A 16,903-nucleotide genomic window follows, 5' to 3' on the forward strand; every position below is an offset into this window, starting at 1 on the left:
GCGCGCGTGGGGCAACCGGGAAACGGCCGCCCCGCGCGCGTGCGGTTCAGCCCCGCGCGCCCAGCAGGTGATCCATGGCCAGCTGGTCGAGCTGCTCGAAGGCCATCCCGCGCGCGGCGGCCGCCTCCGCGTCGAAGTCCTCGAACGCCGTGCGGTCGGCGAGCAGTGCCTGGAGGCCGTCCGCCGCGGTGGGCTGCGCCAGCTGGTCGAGCCGCGAGGCGCGCAGCGCCTCCTGGACCTCCGGGTCCGCGCGGAAGGCCGCCGAACGCTCCTTGAGGATGAGGTAGTTGCGCATGCAGCCGGCCGCCGACGCCCACACGCCGTCGAAGTCCTCCGTGCGCGGCGGCTTGAAGTCGAAGTGCCGGGGACCGTCGTAGCCGGCGGTCTCCAGGAGGTCGACCAGCCAGAAGGCGGACCGCAGGTCACCGGCGCCGAAGCGCAGGTCCTGGTCGTACTTGATACCGGATTGGCCGTTGAGGTCGATGTGGAAGAGCTTGCCCGCCCACAGGGCCTGCGCGATGCCGTGCGGGAAGTTCAGTCCGGCCATCTGCTCGTGGCCGACCTCGGGGTTGACGCCGTAGAGCTCCGGGCGCTCCAGACGCTCGATGAACGCGAGCGCGTGGCCGACGGTGGGCAGCAGGATGTCGCCGCGCGGCTCGTTCGGCTTGGGCTCGATGGCGAAGCGCAGGTCGTAGCCCTGGGAGGTGACGTACTCGCCGAGGAGGTCGAAGGCCTCCTTCATGCGGTCGAGGGCGACGCGCACGTCCTTGGCGGCACCGGACTCGGCGCCCTCCCGGCCGCCCCAGGCGACGTACGTCTTCGCGCCCAGTTCGACCGCCAGGTCGATGTTGCGGACGGTCTTGCGCAGCGCGTAGCGGCGCACGTCGCGGTCGTTCGCGGTGAACGCGCCGTCCTTGAAGACCGGGTGGGTGAAGAGGTTGGTCGTGGCCATCGGCACGGTCAGGCCGGTCGCGTCCAGGGCCTGGCGAAAGCGCTTGATGTGCGACTCGCGCTCGGCGTCCGAGGACCCGAAGGGGATCAGGTCGTCGTCGTGGAAGGTCACGCCGTAGGCGCCCAGCTCGGCCAGGCGCCGCACCGTCTCGACCGGGTCGAGGGCGCGGCGGGTGGCGTCGCCGAACGGGTCCCGTCCCTGCCAGCCGACGGTCCACAGGCCGAAGGTGAACCTGTCCTCGAGGGTGGGCTGGTAGCTCATGCCGCGACTCCTTGCTTGCTCCGACTATTTCGTCATGGCCGTTTACAAATTAGTATGCGCTCGCGTCTCTGGGAAGAGACAAGATGTCCTCGAAGGGGTGACGTACCGGTCGCCACTCCCTGGACACATCGGAAAACACCAGGCCAGATCCCGCGAGCCGGGGAAGAGGGAGAGCCCGATGTCAGCAGCCGAGGGTCCGCTCGTCGTCGGCGTGGACACGTCCACCCAGTCCACCAAGGCGCTGGTCGTCGACGCGTCCACCGGCCAGGTCGTGGCGAGCGGCCAGGCACCCCACACCGTCTCCTCCGGCGCCGGCCGGGAGAGCGACCCGCGCCAGTGGTGGGACGCGCTGTGCGAGGCCTTGCGCCAGTGCGGTGACGCGGCCCACGAGGCGGCCGCGGTGTCGATCGGCGGCCAGCAGCACGGCCTGGTCACCCTGGACGCCCGGGGCGAGCCGGTACGGCCCGCCCTGCTCTGGAACGACGTGCGCTCGGCACCCCAGGCCCGCCGTCTCGTCGAGGAGCTGGGCGGCCCCAAGGGCTGGGCGGAGCGCACCGGGAGCGTGCCCGGCGCCTCCTTCACGGTCACGAAGTGGGCCTGGCTCGCCGAGAACGAGCCGGACGCCGCCCGCGCCACCAAGGCCGTGCGCCTCCCGCACGACTACCTCACCGAGCGCCTCACCGGCCAGGGCACGACGGACCGGGGCGATGTCTCCGGCACCGGTTGGTGGGCGTCCGGGACCGAGTCGTACGACGAGGAGACCCTGCGGCACGTGGGGCTCGACCCGGCGCTGCTGCCCCGGGTCGTACGGCCGGGCGAGGTGGCCGGGACGGTGCGCGACAGCCACGACCTGCCGTTCTCCAAGGGCACCCTGGTCGCACCGGGCACCGGCGACAACGCGGCGGCCGCGCTGGGCCTCGGACTGCGCCCCGGCACCCCGGTACTGAGCCTCGGCACGTCGGGCACCGTGTACGCCGTGTCGAAGCACCGCCCCACCGATCCGACCGGCACCGTCGCGGGCTTCGCCGACGCGCACGGCGACTGGCTGCCGCTGGCCTGCACCCTGAACTGCACCCTCGCCGTCGATCGCGTCGCGGCGCTGCTGGGCCTGGACCGCGAGGCCGCGGAGGCAGGCGGCTCGGTCACCCTCCTGCCGTATCTGGACGGCGAACGCACCCCGAACCTGCCGAACGCCGCCGGTCTGCTGCACGGGCTGCGCCACGACACGACGGGCGGGCAGCTCCTGCAGGCGGCGTACGACGGCGCCGTCCACTCGCTGCTCGGCGCCCTGGACCTGGTGCTCGACGAGGACGCGGACCGCGGCGCACCGCTGCTGCTGATCGGCGGCGGAGCCCGCGGCACGGCCTGGCAGCAGACCGTGCGACGGCTGTCGGGCCGTCCGGTACAGGTGCCCGAGGCCAGGGAGCTGGTCGCGCTCGGTGCCGCGGCACAGGCGGCCGGACTGCTGACCGGCGAGGACCCGGCCTCCGTCGCCCGCCGCTGGAACACGGCCGCCGGACCGGTGCTGGACGCCGTGGAGCGGGACGAGGAGACACTGGCCCGGATCTCCGGGGTACTCTCCGACGCGGCCCCGCTGCTGGAGCGGGGGACGCGCCCACTGACCGACCGCCCATCGACGGACCCCGGCAGAGGACGCCTGTCGGGGACACGGACCGAGGACTGACGGAGGCATGACCACACCGCTGCACGAGGCCCGGCCGGCCCGTCCCGGCCGTGCTCTGCCCGACACCCAGCAGGGCATCCGCCGCCGCAATCTCGCCCGCGTGATGCACGCCGTCAGCGCCGAGGGCTCGCTCTCGCGTGCCGCGGTCGCCTCGCGCATCGGTCTGACGCGCGCGGCGGTGTCGACCCTCGTGGACGAGCTGATCCGCACCGGGCTGCTGGAGGAACTGGGCCCCGAGCGGCCCGGCAGGGTGGGCCGGCCGGGATCGGCGCTCGCCGTCAGCGGGCACGGTCCGGCAGGTATCGGGGCGGAGGTCGGCGTCGACCATCTCGCGGTGTGCGCGGTGGATCTGCGCGGCGCGGTCCGCGCGCGGGCCGTGCGGCACGGCGCGAACCGGGGCCGCGCTCCCCAACCGGTGATCCGGGAACTCACCGCCCTGGTCCGCCGGGTCGTCGCCGAGGCGGAACGGGAGGGGCTGTGGCCGGCCGGGCTGGCGGTCGCCGTACCCGGTCTGGTGGCGCGCGACGCCCGTACGGTCGTACGCGCCCCGAACCTCGACTGGAACGACACGGACCTCGGCGCGCTGCTGTCCACCGGCATCCCGCTGACCGTGGACAACGAGGCCAACTTCGGCGCGCTCGCCGAGCTCTGGCTCGGCGAGCGCACGCCCGGCGACTTCCTGCACGTGTCGGCCGAGATCGGCATCGGTGCCGCGGTCGTCGTGGACGGGCAGCTGCTGCGCGGAACCCGAGGCTTCGCCGGTGAGCTGGGCCATGTGCCCGTGCAGCCGGACGGGCCGCCGTGTCCGTGCGGCGGGCGCGGGTGCCTGGAGCAGTACGCCGGCGAGGAGGCGGTCCTGCGCGCGGCCGGCCTGGAGCCGGGCGAGGATCTCGTCGGTCTGCTGGCCCGGCGCGCGGAGGAGGGCGACGAGGACGTACGACGCGCCCTGCGGGACGCGGGGTCGGCACTCGGCATCGCCCTGACCGGGGCGGTCAACCTGCTCGACCCCGAGTCCGTGGTCCTGGGCGGCGCGCTGGCAGGGCTCTCGCCCTGGCTGCTGCCGTCGCTGAAGCGCGAGTTGGCAGACCGCACGGCGGGGCCCGCCTGTCCGGTGTCGGTGTCACGGCTGGGGTCCGAGGGGCCGCTGCTGGGCGCCGCGCACTCCGTGGTGCGGGCCGTCCTCGACGACCCGGCGACGGTCGCCGCGCTGCACGCCTGACAGCCCCTCGGGAAGTGACGGTCTCTCCGCGCCTGACGGCACCTCAGCCCAGGAACGCCGCGCTCGTGGTGCGGAAACGCTCGGGGTCGTCCAGCCACGGGAAGTGGCCGGCGCCGGGCTGGACGACGAACCGGGCGTCGGGAAACAGCCCGGCGAACTCGGCCATCGCGGATGGCGGCGAGTTCAGGTCGAACTCGCCGGCGAGCAGCAGTACCGGCTGCCCGAAGGCCGCGAGTGCGGCGCGGGTGGTGTCGGGGGCGTAGGCGCCCTCCGCTCCGTAGACGGCCGCGGCCTCCTGGTTGCGCTGTGCGTCCTCCGCGGCCCGGTGAGCGCGTGCCGCCGCGTTCCAACGGCCGTAGTAGAAGGGCGCGATGGCCTGCCAGGAGTCGGGGGTGGCCCGGCCCGCGACGATCGTTTCCAGCGCCGCGAAAGCCTCCGGGAACCATGTCTCGTCCCGTCGGAGCATGGCCGTCTCGCGCCGCAGATCCCCGCTGATCGTGAGGCCCACGGCCATCGGGCCGGGTGTGATCAGCGCCAGCTTGCCGACGCGGTCCGGATGGTGCTCCACGTACCGCACGGCCAGATTCGCGCCGCCCGAATGCCCGAGCAGATCCACCCGGTCCAGTCCCAGATGCCCGCGCAACGCCTCCACATCCGCGACGAGCCGGTCGCAGCGGTACGACGCCGGGTCCTCGGGCACGCCCGACTGGCCCGTTCCCCGCAGATCGAGCATGATCAACTGGCGGTGACCGTGAAGACCCCCGAGGTCGCCGAGGTAGGCGGAGGCCTGCATCGGCCCACCGGGCAGGCAGATCAGCGGTGGGCCGTCCCCGAAGACGTGGTAGGCCAGCTCGGTTCCGTCGTACGCGGTGACGTAGGGCATGGGGACGACCCTGGCAGCGGCGTTCGTGCGGGGCAACCGGGTTCCGGGCCGCCGGGATCCGGGCAGGGATCCGTCATCCGACTGGGGAGGCAGGCGTGGCGGAGTGGGTACCTCGTGAGATCTGGATCAAGACCCAGCCCCAGGCCCTGCTCGCCTCGTGCGTGCTGATGCTGGACGCGCGTGACCGCATCCTGCTCCTGCGCTACGGGCCCGAAGGGCCGGTAGCCGGGACCTGGTGGCTGCCGGGCGGGATGCTCGACCACGGGGAGGACCCGTGGACGGCCGCACGGCGGGAGATGCGCGAGGAGACCGGTGTCGAGCTCGGGCCCGCTCCCCACCTGATCGGCGTCGACCACCGGGGGAACGTCCTCGGCACCGGGCCGGTCCTCGACTGCTTCTTCCACGGCGGACGCCTCGCCGACGACAAGGGCATCCGGCTCAGCACCGAGCACGACCGGCACGGGCTGTTCGCTCCCGACGAGTTGGCCGCCATCCCGCTCACCGCGCGGCTGACCACACTCACGGCAGTGCACGCGGCCGCGCTGTCCGGAACGGTCGCCTATCTGCGGGAGGGGATGCTCCTGTGACCCGGGCCTACTCGCCCTTCTTCCAAGGGCCGACGGCCATCCTGCCGGTCGTCCCCAGGTCCAGTTCCGGTGTCACCATCACCGGCGCGACACCCGGCTTGGCCCACACCCTGACGTAGGGGGCGTTCACGGGCGTGCCGGAGAGGACCGTGTTGCGCCACACCAGACCCGCGTACGCGCGCTCCCCCGGCTTCAGCGCCAGCGGCCGGGGCGGGCCGTCGGCTCCGGTGCTCCCGGCTACGGACGAACCGTCGTGCAGCACGCGCACAGCGTTCACCGGCCGGTGATCCTCGCCCAGAGGACTCACCCGGGGGTAGCCGTCGACGCGGAACGTGCCGGTCCCGCAGTTCTCCAGATGGAGTGTCACCACGCGCAGGCCCATCGCGGCATCACCGTCGTCGGCGTACAGACGCACCCCGGACGACGGGCAGCGCCCGCCCTCGACCGGTGCCTCGTCGACGGGGACACTCCTGACCTTCACGACCTCGACGCGCGACCATTCCGGCGCGTCCGACATGTCCGTGGTCAGTGAGACGCTGCCCGTCACGGTCCGGCCGGGGCCGACCGACGGCACGGTCGCGGACCTGGACTCCGGCGATGCTCCGGAGTCGGCGACGAGCTTGAAGGTGACGTCGTAGGTGAAGGGCTCCGTCCCACGGTTGGTCACCTGGTAGGCGGCGCACTGGTGGGGTCCGCCACTGACATCGGTGACGCTGACGCCGTCCGTTTCCTCGGCGGAGGGCGCGCGGGACGCGGCGGGTTTCGAGGAGAACCCGGTGCGGCACGCCGAGCCGCCGGACCGGTGGGCCGGGCCGGGCTCCTGCTCCTGGCCGCAGGCCGTCAGGAGCAGGAGTCCGGCGAAGGCGGCGGACAGGTTCCGGGAGATGGCACGCATCCGCCGAGTCGATCAGAACGCGATCACGGCAGGCTGTGGCGGAGGCCATCCCTCCGGTCACAGGACCGTCACAAGGCCGCCCGATCGAGTGGGCGAGTTGTCCACAGTCCCGACGTCGTCCACCGAACCCCGCGACGGTCTCCTGTCCAACCCGCAGGCGCCGTACCGTGATTCACGTGAGGCGCAACCGCGATGTGCGTCACGGCGGCGGGCGTCGCCAGGCGGACGCCCGCACCCACCTCGACGAATCCACTTCACCATCAATGCGCAACCCAGGCGCTGGAATCGCCGTTGTCGAATGTGTGCGACACCAATGACACGTGCGTGGCCAGGCTCCGCAGGGACTGGCTGCCGAAGCGCGAGACTTGCCGCGGGCTGCCCACCCGGCCGTGTGGGACCACGGGAGGTCTCCGCCTGTGACTGCGTGCCGTATGCCCCCGAACCCCCGACGATGTTGAAAGGCAACCGACCATGGACCGGGCAAGACCGATCCCCAGCAGGAGACGGTTCCTCAAGGGCGCTGCCCTCGCCGCCGTACCGTACGCGCTGCTCCCCGACGCGCGGGCCGGTGCGCAGTCCCGCGCCGTCGACTATCCGCTCGCCGAGTGGCAGGCGGCCAGCGCCTCCAACTACACGGCGTCCGAGCGGCCGGGCAGCTATCGCGTCGACCGTGTGGTCATCCACGTCACGCAGGAGTCGTACACCGACACACTGTCGATCTTCCGGAATCCGAAGAAGGAGGTGTCCGCGCACTATGTGGTGCGGTCGGTCGACGGGCACGTCGCGCAGTGCGTGCGCGAGGCCGATGTCGCCTGGCACGCGGGGAACTGGGACTACAACACCCGCAGCATCGGCATCGAGCACGAGGGCTGGGTGGATCAGCCTGCCTGTTTCACCGACGCCCTGTACGTGGAGTCGGCGAAGCTGACCGCGGCGATCTGCGCCACGTACGACATCCCCAAGGACCGAGACCACATCATCGGGCACTACCAGGTGCCGGGCACCGACCACACCGATCCGGGACCGAACTGGGACTGGGACCGGTACATCGGACTGGTCAATTTCACGTAGGCCGGAGTCGAACCTGTTGCCCGCGTGAACACCCCGAGTGACGATGTCCCCAGCATCGCCGTCCGGGGAGGCCGAGTTGTCCGATCCGTGGGTGGCCCTGGAGCCGGGGGCCGACCCTGCCGAGCGCGTACGGGCGCTGCGCCGGGCGCACGAGACGTTCACCACGGCCGGCACCGTGCCGCTGCCGGTGCGGGCGGTGGTGGCGGACTCGTGGCGGCGTTCCGCACGGGCGGGTGTGGGGCCGGACGGCAGCGCGAGCGTGGAGCTCATGGACGGGGAACTCGGTATCTATCGGGCGGAGCATCCACTGGCCCGGGTGATGCCGCTGTTCCGCGAGTTGATGGGCACGTTCGCGGCCGACGGTGAGCATCTGCTCGCGGTGTGCGACGCGCACGGCAGACTGTTGTGGGTCGAGGGCCATCCGAGCACCCGGCGTCGTGCCGACAGGATGAACTTCGTCCCGGGTGCGCGCTGGGCGGAGACCGCGGTCGGGACGAACGCACCGGGTACGGCGGTCGCCGTCGGCCGGCCGGTGCAGGTCTTCGCGGCGGAGCACTTCATCCGCCGGGTACAGCCGTGGACCTGTGCGGCCGCACCGGTGCACGATCCGCGGACCGGACGGGTGCTCGGCGCCGTGGACCTCACGGGCGGCGACGCCCTTGCCCATCCGCACAGCCTGGGGTTCGTCCAGGCCGTGGCGCGCGCCGCCGAGTCACAGCTCGCGCTGCTCGACCCGCCGCGGCCCGCGGACCGGACGCCCGGTCTGACGGCGCTGGGCCGCGACGAGGCCGAACTTGTGCTGGACGGCCGCCGGATCAGGCTCAGCCGCCGGCACAGCGAGCTCCTGATGCTGCTGGCCCGGCATCCGGAGGGGCTGACCGGGGACGAGCTGCTGTGCGCGCTGTACGAGGACGAGTCGGTGACGCCGGTGACACTGCGCGCCGAACTGGCCCGGCTGCGCAGGCTGCTCGGCCCGGGGCTGCTCGCGTCGAGGCCGTACCGGCTGACGGCTCCGGTCGAGTCGGACGTCGCCGTGGTGGAGCGGCGTCTGGAAGCGGGGGCCGTCACCGCTGCCGCGGCGGCGTACTCCGGTCCGCTGCTGCCCGGCTCGCAGGCGCCGGCGGTGGTGCGGCTCAGGCGGCGTCTCGCCGACGGGCTGCGCACGGCGCTGATCGCACGGCGCGATCCGGACCTGCTGGCGGACTGGGCGCACGCGCCCTGGGGCGAGGACGACCTCACGATGTGGCGGGCGCTCGCGGCGGTACGGCCGACGGCGACGGTGCGGGCGCATCTGGCGACGCTGGAGGCCGAGCTGGCGCTGCCGGCCCGACGGACACCGCGCTGACCCGGCACGCAACGTGGTTGCAACGTCCGGGTTCCTACCCTCCCGGCGGGAGCTGCCCAACGGCGGGCAGCGCTTCTGAAGGAGGCAGACCAGCATGACCCGCTACACGGCGCCCGGTACCGAGGGCGCGATCGTCTCCTACCAGACGCGCTACGACCACTTCATCGGCGGCGAGTACGTGCCGCCGACTCGCGGGCAGTACTTCGAGAACCCGTCCCCGGTGAACGGGCAGGCGTTCACCGAGATCGCGCGCGGCACCGTGGAGGACGTGGAGCGGGCGCTGGACGCGGCGCACGCGGCGGCTCCCGCCTGGGGCCGTACGTCGGTGACGGAGCGTTCCGACATCCTTCTCAAGATCGCCGACCGTATGGAGGCCTACCTCGAGCCGCTGGCGGTGGCCGAGAGCTGGGAGAACGGCAAGCCGGTGCGCGAGACGCTGGCGGCCGACATCCCGCTCGCCATCGACCACTTCCGGTACTTCGCGGGCGTGATCCGGGCGCAGGAGGGCTCGCTGAGCCAGGTCGACGACGACACGGTGGCGTACCACTTCCACGAGCCGCTCGGTGTGGTGGCACAGATCATTCCGTGGAACTTCCCGATCCTGATGGCGACCTGGAAGCTGGCGCCGGCCCTCGCCGCGGGCAACGCGGTCGTCATCAAGCCGGCCGAGCAGACGCCGGCCTCGATCCACTACTGGATGAGCCTGATCGCGGACCTGCTGCCGCCGGGCGTGGTGAACATCGTCAACGGCTTCGGCGTGGAGGCGGGCAAGCCGCTCGCGTCCAGCCCGCGGGTGGCCAAGGTCGCGTTCACCGGGGAGACGACGACCGGGCGGCTGATCATGCAGTACGCCTCGGAGAACATCAAGCCGGTCACACTGGAGCTGGGCGGCAAGTCCCCGAACATCTTCTTCGACGACGTCTGGGCGCGTGACGACGACTTCCGGGACAAGGCCCTCGAGGGTTTCACGATGTTCGCACTCAACCAGGGCGAGGTCTGCACCTGCCCGTCCCGGGCACTGGTCCAGAGCGGCCACTACGCCGAGTTCCTCGAAGCGGCGGTCGCCCGCACCAGGCTGATCAAGCCGGGGCACCCCCTGGACACGGACACCATGATCGGCGCCCAGGCCTCCAACGACCAGCTGGAGAAGATCCTCTCCTACCTGGACATCGGCCGCCAGGAGGGCGCGAAGGTCCTCACGGGCGGCGAGCGCATCGAGTACGACGGCGAGTTGAAGGGCGGGTACTACGTCCAGCCGACCATCTTCCAGGGCGACAACCGGATGCGGATCTTCCAGGAGGAGATCTTCGGCCCGGTCGTCTCGGTGGCGTCCTTCGACGACTTCGACGACGCCATCAAGATCGCCAACGACACGCTGTACGGCCTCGGCGCCGGTGTATGGACCCGCGACATCAACACCGCGTACCGCGCGGGCCGCGCGATCCAGGCGGGCCGCGTCTGGACGAACTGCTACCACGCATACCCCGCACACGCGGCGTTCGGCGGCTACAAGCAGTCCGGGATCGGCCGGGAGACACACAAGATGATGCTGGAGCACTACCAGCAGACGAAGAACATTCTTTGTTCCTACAGCCCTCAGAAGCTTGGCTTCTTCTAGAGCCTGAAGTCGGTTGCCTGGAGGCATCGTTGCGCTCCAGGCAACCCGAAATAGCGGCTACACTCTGTGATTAACTGGAGTCTTTGGGCTACTGTCCGACACCCAAGGGAGTCTCTCCCGGACCAGTCGTGGACCAAGCGGCGCCGAATGACATCACCCCACGAGCCGCCCGCTCATGAGCGCCGCGAGTCCATGAGAACGCCTCCTGGCACCGCATCAGATCGAATGCCGGGCGTGCGTCCCATCACTCGCGCACCGACCGTCGCATTGGCTCTCAGCGGGTGACGTGTTCTCGACCACTTCGAGTGGACCAGTGCCGAGGCCCACCGGGAGGTGGCGAACGCCGGAAAACACGACAGGGTGCACGAGATCTTCTCCAGCACCGGGCGAACGGTTCGGCCACGGAAGGTGGTACCGCTTTCACCCCTGCCTGTTCCGGCCGCCGGCGTGATCCGATCGTGCCGAGGCACCCGCTGCGGGTATCCCGCTCCGTCGGGAAAAGGAGATCGCACAGGCAATGGATCACCCCGTCCCGCTCTCCGGGTACCGTCAGGGTATGAGTCATCCGCACCCCGAGCTGAGAGCCGCACCGCCCCTTCCCGAAGGAGGGCTGCGGGTCATCGCCCTGGGCGGCCTGGGTGAGATCGGCCGCAACATGACCGTCTTCGAGCACGCGGGCAAGCTGCTCATCGTCGACTGCGGCGTGCTGTTCCCCGAGGAGACCCAGCCCGGCGTGGACGTGATCCTGCCGGACTTCACCTCGATCCGGGACCGCCTGGACGACATCGTGGCCGTGGTCCTCACCCACGGCCACGAGGACCACATCGGCGGCGTGCCGTACCTGCTGCGCGAGCGGTCCGACATTCCCGTCGTCGGCTCCAAGCTGACGCTGGCGTTCCTGGAGGCCAAGCTCAAGGAACACGGCATCCGGCCGCGCACCGTGCGGGTGCGGGAGAGCGACCGGCGCGGTTTCGGGCCCTTCGACTGCGAGTTCGTGGCGGTCAACCACTCCATCCCCGACAGCCTCGCGGTCGCGATCCGCACCCGGGCCGGGATGGTGCTGCACACGGGCGACTTCAAGATGGACCAGTTCCCTCTCGACGACCGCATCACCGATCTGCGCGCCTTCGCCCGCCTCGGCGAGGAGGGCGTGGACCTGTTCCTCACCGACTCCACCAACGCCGAAGTACCCGGCTTCACCACCTCCGAGCGTGAGCTGAACCCGGCGATCGAGCAGGTGATGCGCACCGCGCCGCGCCGGGTCATCGTCTCCAGCTTCGCCAGCCACGTGCACCGTATCCAGCAGGTCCTGGACGCCGCCCACCAGCACGGCCGCAAGGTCGCCTTCGTCGGCCGGTCGATGGTCCGCAACATGGGCATCGCCCGTGACCTGGGCTATCTGAAGGTCCCCTCCGGTCTGGTCGTGAGCACCAAGGAGCTGGAGAAGCTCCCGGACCACAAGATCACTCTGGTGTGCACCGGCTCCCAGGGCGAACCGATGGCCGCGTTGTCACGGATGGCCAACCGCGACCACATGATCCGCATCGGCAAGGACGACACCGTCCTGCTCGCCAGCTCCCTCATCCCCGGCAACGAGAACGCCATCTACCGGGTGATCAACGGACTCACCCGGTGGGGCGCCCACGTGGTCCACAAGGGCAACGCCAAGGTGCACGTCTCCGGGCACGCCAGCGCCGGCGAACTCGTCTACTGCTACAACATCGTCAAACCCCGCAACGTCATGCCCGTGCACGGCGAATGGCGCCATCTGCGGGCCAACGGCGACCTCGCCATCCGCACCGGTGTCGACCCCGACCGCGTCGTCATCGCCGAGGACGGCGTCGTCGTCGACCTGGTCGACGGGCGCGCGTCCATCACCGGCAAGGTCCCCGCCGGCAACGTCTACGTAGACGGCATGGAAGTCGGCGGCGCCACCGAAGCGTCCCTCAAGGACCGCCTCACCCTCGCCGCCGAAGGCGTGGTCACGGTGGTGGCGATCGTCGACGCGGACACAGGCGCCCTCGCCGAGGCCCCCGACTTCCTGGCCCGGGGCTTCGTCCACGATGACACCACCTTCGAGCCGGTCATCCCCGTCATCGAGAAGACCCTGGCCACCGCGGCCGAGGAAGGTGTCGGGGACGCGCGCCAACTCGAACAACTCGTCGCCCGCGCCGTCGCGAACTGGGCGTTCCGCACCCACCGCCGCAAGCCCCTCATCATCCCCGTCATCATCGACGCCTGAACCACAGCCCGGCAGCACAGTCCCCGGTTCCGGCCGCGGCCCCGCCGGCATCGAGGCCGGGCACGGGAGTCAGCAGCCACCCCAGCAGGCCGGGGTGGCAACGCACTCCACATGATGACTCATCGGAAGGTGTCGGCCTGCGCGAGCCATGGAAAAGACCAGGTCAGCACCACTTTCTCGGCTCGCCGCGCAGCGTGCGGGCAGCCTCAAACGAGCGTCACGGCCGGCGGCCCGTGCCTCCTGCTCAGGAAAGAATCGGCTGTGACAGCCGGCTCGCGGCGGGGATCCGCCCCCACCCGCTCCAGACGCAGGCTCGCTTACCGCCCGCACCACTTCTGCGGCCGCCATGAGGGATTCACGCCCTCCAGCGATCGAGTCACAACGACGTCGAGAATTCGCAGAGTGCACGCGGCATCGCGCCGACCTCCAAGCTCAGGGACCGTACGGTGACGGCGCGCCACTGCGGGATAGCGGCAAGGCCCGTGGGGAAGCGGATCATCTTCGGGTAGGTGCGCAGTGTTTCCGGGGCGTGCTCGCGCCCGTAGCCGCTGTGCTTGGTGCCTCCGAAGGGGGCGCCGAGGACGCCGCAGAAGTAGTTGTTGACGAACACCATCCCGACCTCCAGCCGCCTGGCCACCCGGAACGCGGTCGCGCTGTCGCGGCTGTAGACCCCGGCCAGCAGTCCGTAGTCCGATCCGTTGGCGATCTCGACGGCCTCGTTCTCTGAGGAGAACGCGGTGACCGTGACCACCGGGCCGAATATTTCCTCGGTCGCGATGCGCATGTTGCGCGTTTTCGGCCACCTGAGCGGGAGAAGCTGATGGACGAGCTCAACGCTCTGGGAGTGCGGGAGGCAAGGAAGTAGCCGGGGGAGGCCGCTGGCGCAAGCGATCACTCCGCCAGGGCAGAGGCGACGGCACACACGGAGCGCGCGGCGTCCAGCGGCTCCTGCATGCCGGCCACCATGCAGGCGAAGCCGGAGCCCCGCCAACCGGCACACCGCGTCATTCCGAAGGAATGCGAAACTCGAATTCGGGACGGTCCCACAGCACGGCGGGCGGGTTCGCGAACGCGGTCCCGCTCCGCACCGCACCAACGCGGTGGTAGAAGTCCTCGGCGGGAAGATGCGACACGACCTTGACACGGTCGAGCCCGGCGGCACGGGCCTCGGACTGCATGTGCGCCACGAGCAGCCGTCCAATACCCCGTCCTTGCACTTCGTCGGCGACGAAGAGCAGGTCGAGCTCCGGCGGAGCGAGGACGAGCGAGTAGAACCCGAGGACCCGGCCTCCATGCTCGTCGGCGCCGACGGCCACAAAGGCGCGGTGGGCCTCGATGTAATCAGGACCGACCCGGTAGCCCGCGACTGCGGCTGCGTACTTACCCTCGTAGGCGCCTGAGCCACGCACGAGCCGCGTGAGCCGTTTGGCATCCCGCGCGACCGCCCTCCGTATCGTGATCGGCTGGCTGATCGGAAAAGGGCGTGAACTCATCGGGAGAGTATTTCGCACCGGGGAGTGCCTTCGTATGGCGGGTCGGCTGCTCGGGCAGGCGTTCCTGCACCACTCCCGGGAACCGCTCGCCGAGGCCCCGATCGGCCACGTCACTGCCGCCGAATCGGCCGCCCGCAAGCAGCCACTGGACGCCCGAACCGATGCGGAGGAGCTGGAGAACGGTGTGGTCGACGGCTGCTCTCCCTGAGCCCGCCGTGGCGAAGCCGAGCCGGTACAGGAAAATTCCGAGCCAGCCTCATGAGGCGGATCGTCCTCGACCTGTTCGTCGGCCCCGGCGGCTGGAGCCACGCCCTCACCGTCCCCGGGGCCCGGGACATCGGCCTGGAGTGGGACAGCTGGGCCTGCAGAACCCGGGCTCGAGTCGTTCGGTGGACGATCCAGACCGATGTCGCCCGCCATACCGTATGGATCTTCTCCGGTCGGATTCCCGGGCTGACCGCCTCCCCGCCGTGCCAGGCGTGGTCGATGGCGGGCAAGCGTCTTGGCCTGGTCGACCAGCCGCTCGTCCGCCAGGCAGCCGCGCTCGTCACGGCCGCGGCCACGATCAGCAGGATGATCACGCGGGGCGTGCGCGACGGTTCGGCCGGGGCGCCGGAGAGGTTCGTCGACGCGGCCGGGACCGGCGGGAGGCTCGACCGGGGCCGGCGGTGCGACGCGCGGCCGGTCAGGGGTGGCGAGAGCGAGTGTGTTGTTCGGGTCCGGGCTCGGGTCCGGCCCGAGCGAGCCCAGGAGCTCCTCGGGCGTGGGACGCCCGGCCGGATCCTTGGAGAGGCAGGCGGCGACCAGCGACCGCAACTCCCCCGGCAGCGCGGAGAGATCCGCGGGCTCGTGCACCGACCGGTACATCAGCCCCATGGGCGTGCCGGTGCCGAACGCGCTGCCTCCGGCCGCCGCGACGAGTACGGCCCCGAGTGCGAACATCGGCGGCACCTCCGACTTCGTCGCCTTGCGCCTGCTCGGGCGCGAGGTATCCGGGAGTGCCGAAGGCCGCCCCGGTGGCGGTCAGCCGGGTGGACTCCACGGCCCGCCCGGTCCCGCGTATCCGTCCGGCAGCGTAGGCAAAGACACCGCCCGGCGGTCCGGGAAGCCGGTCTCAGCCGCCGCGCCGCACCCGGGCCGCCTTGCGGGCCTCCGCGAGCTTGCGGGCCTCGCTGCTCTTGCGGGACGACGACCTGCCACCGGAACCGCTCTTCGCGTCCTTGGTGCTGCCCAGGCCACCGAACGGGACGTTGTGGTTCTTGGGGCGCGGTACGGCCGGCCCGCCGTCGAGAGGCTTTCCGGAGGGGGCCTTGGCGCCGGTGATCCGGCTTAGCTCCGCCTCGCCGGACCGCACTTTGGTGACCTTGGGGGCGACGTCGGCGTCCGCCATGACCTGGCTCGTCTCGCGGCGCTGTCCCGACAGGACGAGTGTCACGACGGTGCCGGAGCGACCGGCCCGGGCCGTGCGGCCCGCGCGGTGCAGATAGTCCTTCGGGTCGGTGGCCGGGTCGACGTTGACCACGAGGTCGAGGTCGTCGACGTGCAGGCCGCGTGCGGCGACGTTCGTCGCTACCAGCGCGGTGACCTGCCCGTTCTTGAACTGGGCCAGGGTCCGGGTGCGCTGCGGCTGGGACTTCCCGCTGTGCAGGGCGGCGGCGGCCACGCCGCTGGCCCGCAGATGCCGCGTGAGCTGGTCGACGCCGTGCTTGGTGTCCAGGAACAGCAGGACGCGGCCGTCCCGAGCGGCGATCTCCGTGGTCACGGCGTACCGGTCCGGGCCGTGCACGACGAAGACGTGGTGCTCGATCGCGGACACCGCGCTGGACGAAGGGTCGACCGAGTGGACGGCGGGGTCACGCAGGTAGCGCTGCACCAACTGGTCGACGTCGCGGTCGAGGGTGGCGGAGAACAGCATCCGCTGCCCGTCAGGACGCACCTGGTCCAGGATCCCGGTGACCTGCGGCAGGAACCCCATGTCACACATCTGGTCGGCCTCGTCCAGGACCGTGATGCGCACCCGTCCCAGTCGGCAGCCCTTGCGCTCGATGAGGTCGTGCAGCCGACCGGGCGTGGCGACGACGATCTCGGCGCCATCCCGCAGCACGGCGGCCTGCCGTCCGATGGACACGCCGCCCACCACGGTCGCGAGCCGCAGCCGCAGCGCCTCGACGTACGGGGTGAGCGCCTCACCGACCTGCTGCGCCAGCTCCCTGGTGGGCACCAGAACGAGCGCCAGCGGCTCTTTCGGCTGCGCGCGCTGCCCGGCCGTCCGGGCGAGCATCCCCAAGCCGAAGGCGAGCGTCTTGCCGGATCCTGTGCGACCCCGGCCCAGGACGTCCCGTCCCGCGAGCGCGTTCGGCAGCGCCGCCGCCTGGATAGGGAAAGGCACAGTCACACCCTGCTCATCGAGCGCCCGCCGGACCTCGGCCGGCAACCCCAGCTGGGCGAAGGACGCCGCCGTGGGCACTGCCGAAGTGGCGCCCGACGCCTCGGACACATCGTCCTGCTGCCGGGCATCGGCACGTGTTGATTCGCTCACAGAGAGCCTTCCTCCGAAGGGACCGTACCGAGGAAGGCGCGGCAGGGACGCGGCCGCCGGCCAGAGACACCCAACGGAGCACCGACACAGCGACACAGCAAAAGCGCAACGTTA

Annotated in this window: 14 protein-coding genes and 1 pseudogene; 9 read left to right on the top strand and 6 right to left on the bottom strand. The window is 71.2% G+C overall.

Going from position 1 to position 16,903, the window contains the following annotated elements:
• Positions 1-46: 46 nt before the first annotated feature.
• Positions 47-1,213: a xylose isomerase gene (gene xylA, locus N8I87_RS05665; protein WP_263206056.1), complete on the bottom strand. Its 1,167-nt coding sequence runs from the start codon at positions 1,211-1,213 to the stop codon at positions 47-49.
• Positions 1,214-1,391: 178 nt separating this feature from the next.
• Between xylA and xylB the strand changes: the two genes are divergently transcribed.
• Positions 1,392-2,897, top strand: coding sequence for a xylulokinase (xylB, locus tag N8I87_RS05670; RefSeq protein WP_263206058.1), 1,506 nt, complete (start codon positions 1,392-1,394; stop codon positions 2,895-2,897).
• 7 nt (positions 2,898-2,904) lie between these two features.
• The gene (locus tag N8I87_RS05675; RefSeq protein ID WP_263206060.1) at positions 2,905-4,116 is read left to right on the top strand and encodes an ROK family transcriptional regulator; all 1,212 of its coding nucleotides are present in this window, start codon (positions 2,905-2,907) and stop codon (positions 4,114-4,116) included.
• A gap of 43 nt (positions 4,117-4,159) precedes the next feature.
• On the opposite strand, the gene N8I87_RS05680 is transcribed toward N8I87_RS05675, so the two are convergent.
• The gene (locus N8I87_RS05680; RefSeq protein WP_263206062.1) at positions 4,160-4,999 is read right to left on the bottom strand and encodes an alpha/beta fold hydrolase; all 840 of its coding nucleotides are present in this window, start codon (positions 4,997-4,999) and stop codon (positions 4,160-4,162) included.
• A gap of 95 nt (positions 5,000-5,094) precedes the next feature.
• Between N8I87_RS05680 and N8I87_RS05685 the strand changes: the two genes are divergently transcribed.
• Entirely contained in the window at positions 5,095-5,586 is a 492-nt protein-coding gene (locus N8I87_RS05685) for an NUDIX hydrolase (RefSeq protein WP_263206064.1), read from the top strand.
• 7 nt (positions 5,587-5,593) lie between these two features.
• Here N8I87_RS05685 and N8I87_RS05690 read toward each other — a convergent pair whose 3' ends face one another.
• Positions 5,594-6,481: a DUF4232 domain-containing protein gene (locus tag N8I87_RS05690; protein ID WP_263206065.1), complete on the bottom strand. Its 888-nt coding sequence runs from the start codon at positions 6,479-6,481 to the stop codon at positions 5,594-5,596.
• Positions 6,482-6,952: 471 nt separating this feature from the next.
• On the opposite strand from N8I87_RS05690, the gene N8I87_RS05700 reads away from it, so the two are divergent.
• From N8I87_RS05700 to N8I87_RS05715, 4 genes are all read left to right on the top strand, one after another.
• Entirely contained in the window at positions 6,953-7,552 is a 600-nt protein-coding gene (locus N8I87_RS05700) for an N-acetylmuramoyl-L-alanine amidase (protein WP_263206067.1), read from the top strand.
• A gap of 76 nt (positions 7,553-7,628) precedes the next feature.
• A complete protein-coding gene (locus N8I87_RS05705) occupies positions 7,629-8,897 on the top strand; it encodes a helix-turn-helix domain-containing protein (protein WP_263206069.1) in 1,269 nt (422 codons plus the stop codon).
• A 94-nt stretch (positions 8,898-8,991) separates the two neighbouring features.
• Complete coding sequence (exaC, locus tag N8I87_RS05710; RefSeq protein WP_263206071.1) at positions 8,992-10,515, top strand: acetaldehyde dehydrogenase ExaC; 1,524 nt, start codon at positions 8,992-8,994, stop codon at positions 10,513-10,515.
• A 556-nt stretch (positions 10,516-11,071) separates the two neighbouring features.
• On the top strand, positions 11,072-12,757 hold the full coding sequence (locus N8I87_RS05715) for a ribonuclease J (protein WP_263206073.1): 1,686 nt from the start codon (positions 11,072-11,074) through the stop codon (positions 12,755-12,757).
• A gap of 376 nt (positions 12,758-13,133) precedes the next feature.
• Here N8I87_RS05715 and N8I87_RS05720 read toward each other — a convergent pair whose 3' ends face one another.
• Together N8I87_RS05720 and N8I87_RS05725 are read right to left on the bottom strand one after the other, a co-directional pair.
• Positions 13,134-13,541 carry an aldehyde dehydrogenase family protein gene (locus N8I87_RS05720; RefSeq protein ID WP_263206075.1) on the bottom strand — a complete coding sequence of 136 codons (408 nt, stop codon included), beginning with the start codon at positions 13,539-13,541 and terminating at the stop codon, positions 13,134-13,136.
• Positions 13,542-13,761: 220 nt separating this feature from the next.
• Positions 13,762-14,250 (bottom strand): GNAT family N-acetyltransferase, encoded by a 489-nt coding sequence (locus N8I87_RS05725; protein ID WP_263206077.1) that lies wholly within the window; start codon positions 14,248-14,250, stop codon positions 13,762-13,764.
• Positions 14,251-14,284: 34 nt separating this feature from the next.
• On the opposite strand from N8I87_RS05725, the gene N8I87_RS05730 reads away from it, so the two are divergent.
• Complete coding sequence (locus N8I87_RS05730) at positions 14,285-14,458, top strand: hypothetical protein (RefSeq protein WP_263206078.1); 174 nt, start codon at positions 14,285-14,287, stop codon at positions 14,456-14,458.
• 50 nt (positions 14,459-14,508) lie between these two features.
• Positions 14,509-14,706, top strand: a pseudogene (locus tag N8I87_RS05735) (DNA cytosine methyltransferase); the annotation flags it as partial.
• 658 nt (positions 14,707-15,364) lie between these two features.
• On the opposite strand, the gene N8I87_RS05745 reads toward N8I87_RS05735, so the two are convergent.
• Positions 15,365-16,789, bottom strand: coding sequence for a DEAD/DEAH box helicase (locus tag N8I87_RS05745; RefSeq protein ID WP_263206080.1), 1,425 nt, complete (start codon positions 16,787-16,789; stop codon positions 15,365-15,367).
• Positions 16,790-16,903 lie beyond the last annotated feature (114 nt).

Source organism: Streptomyces sp. HUAS 15-9 (assembly GCF_025642155.1).
Classification (GTDB): Bacteria; Actinomycetota; Actinomycetes; order Streptomycetales; family Streptomycetaceae; genus Streptomyces.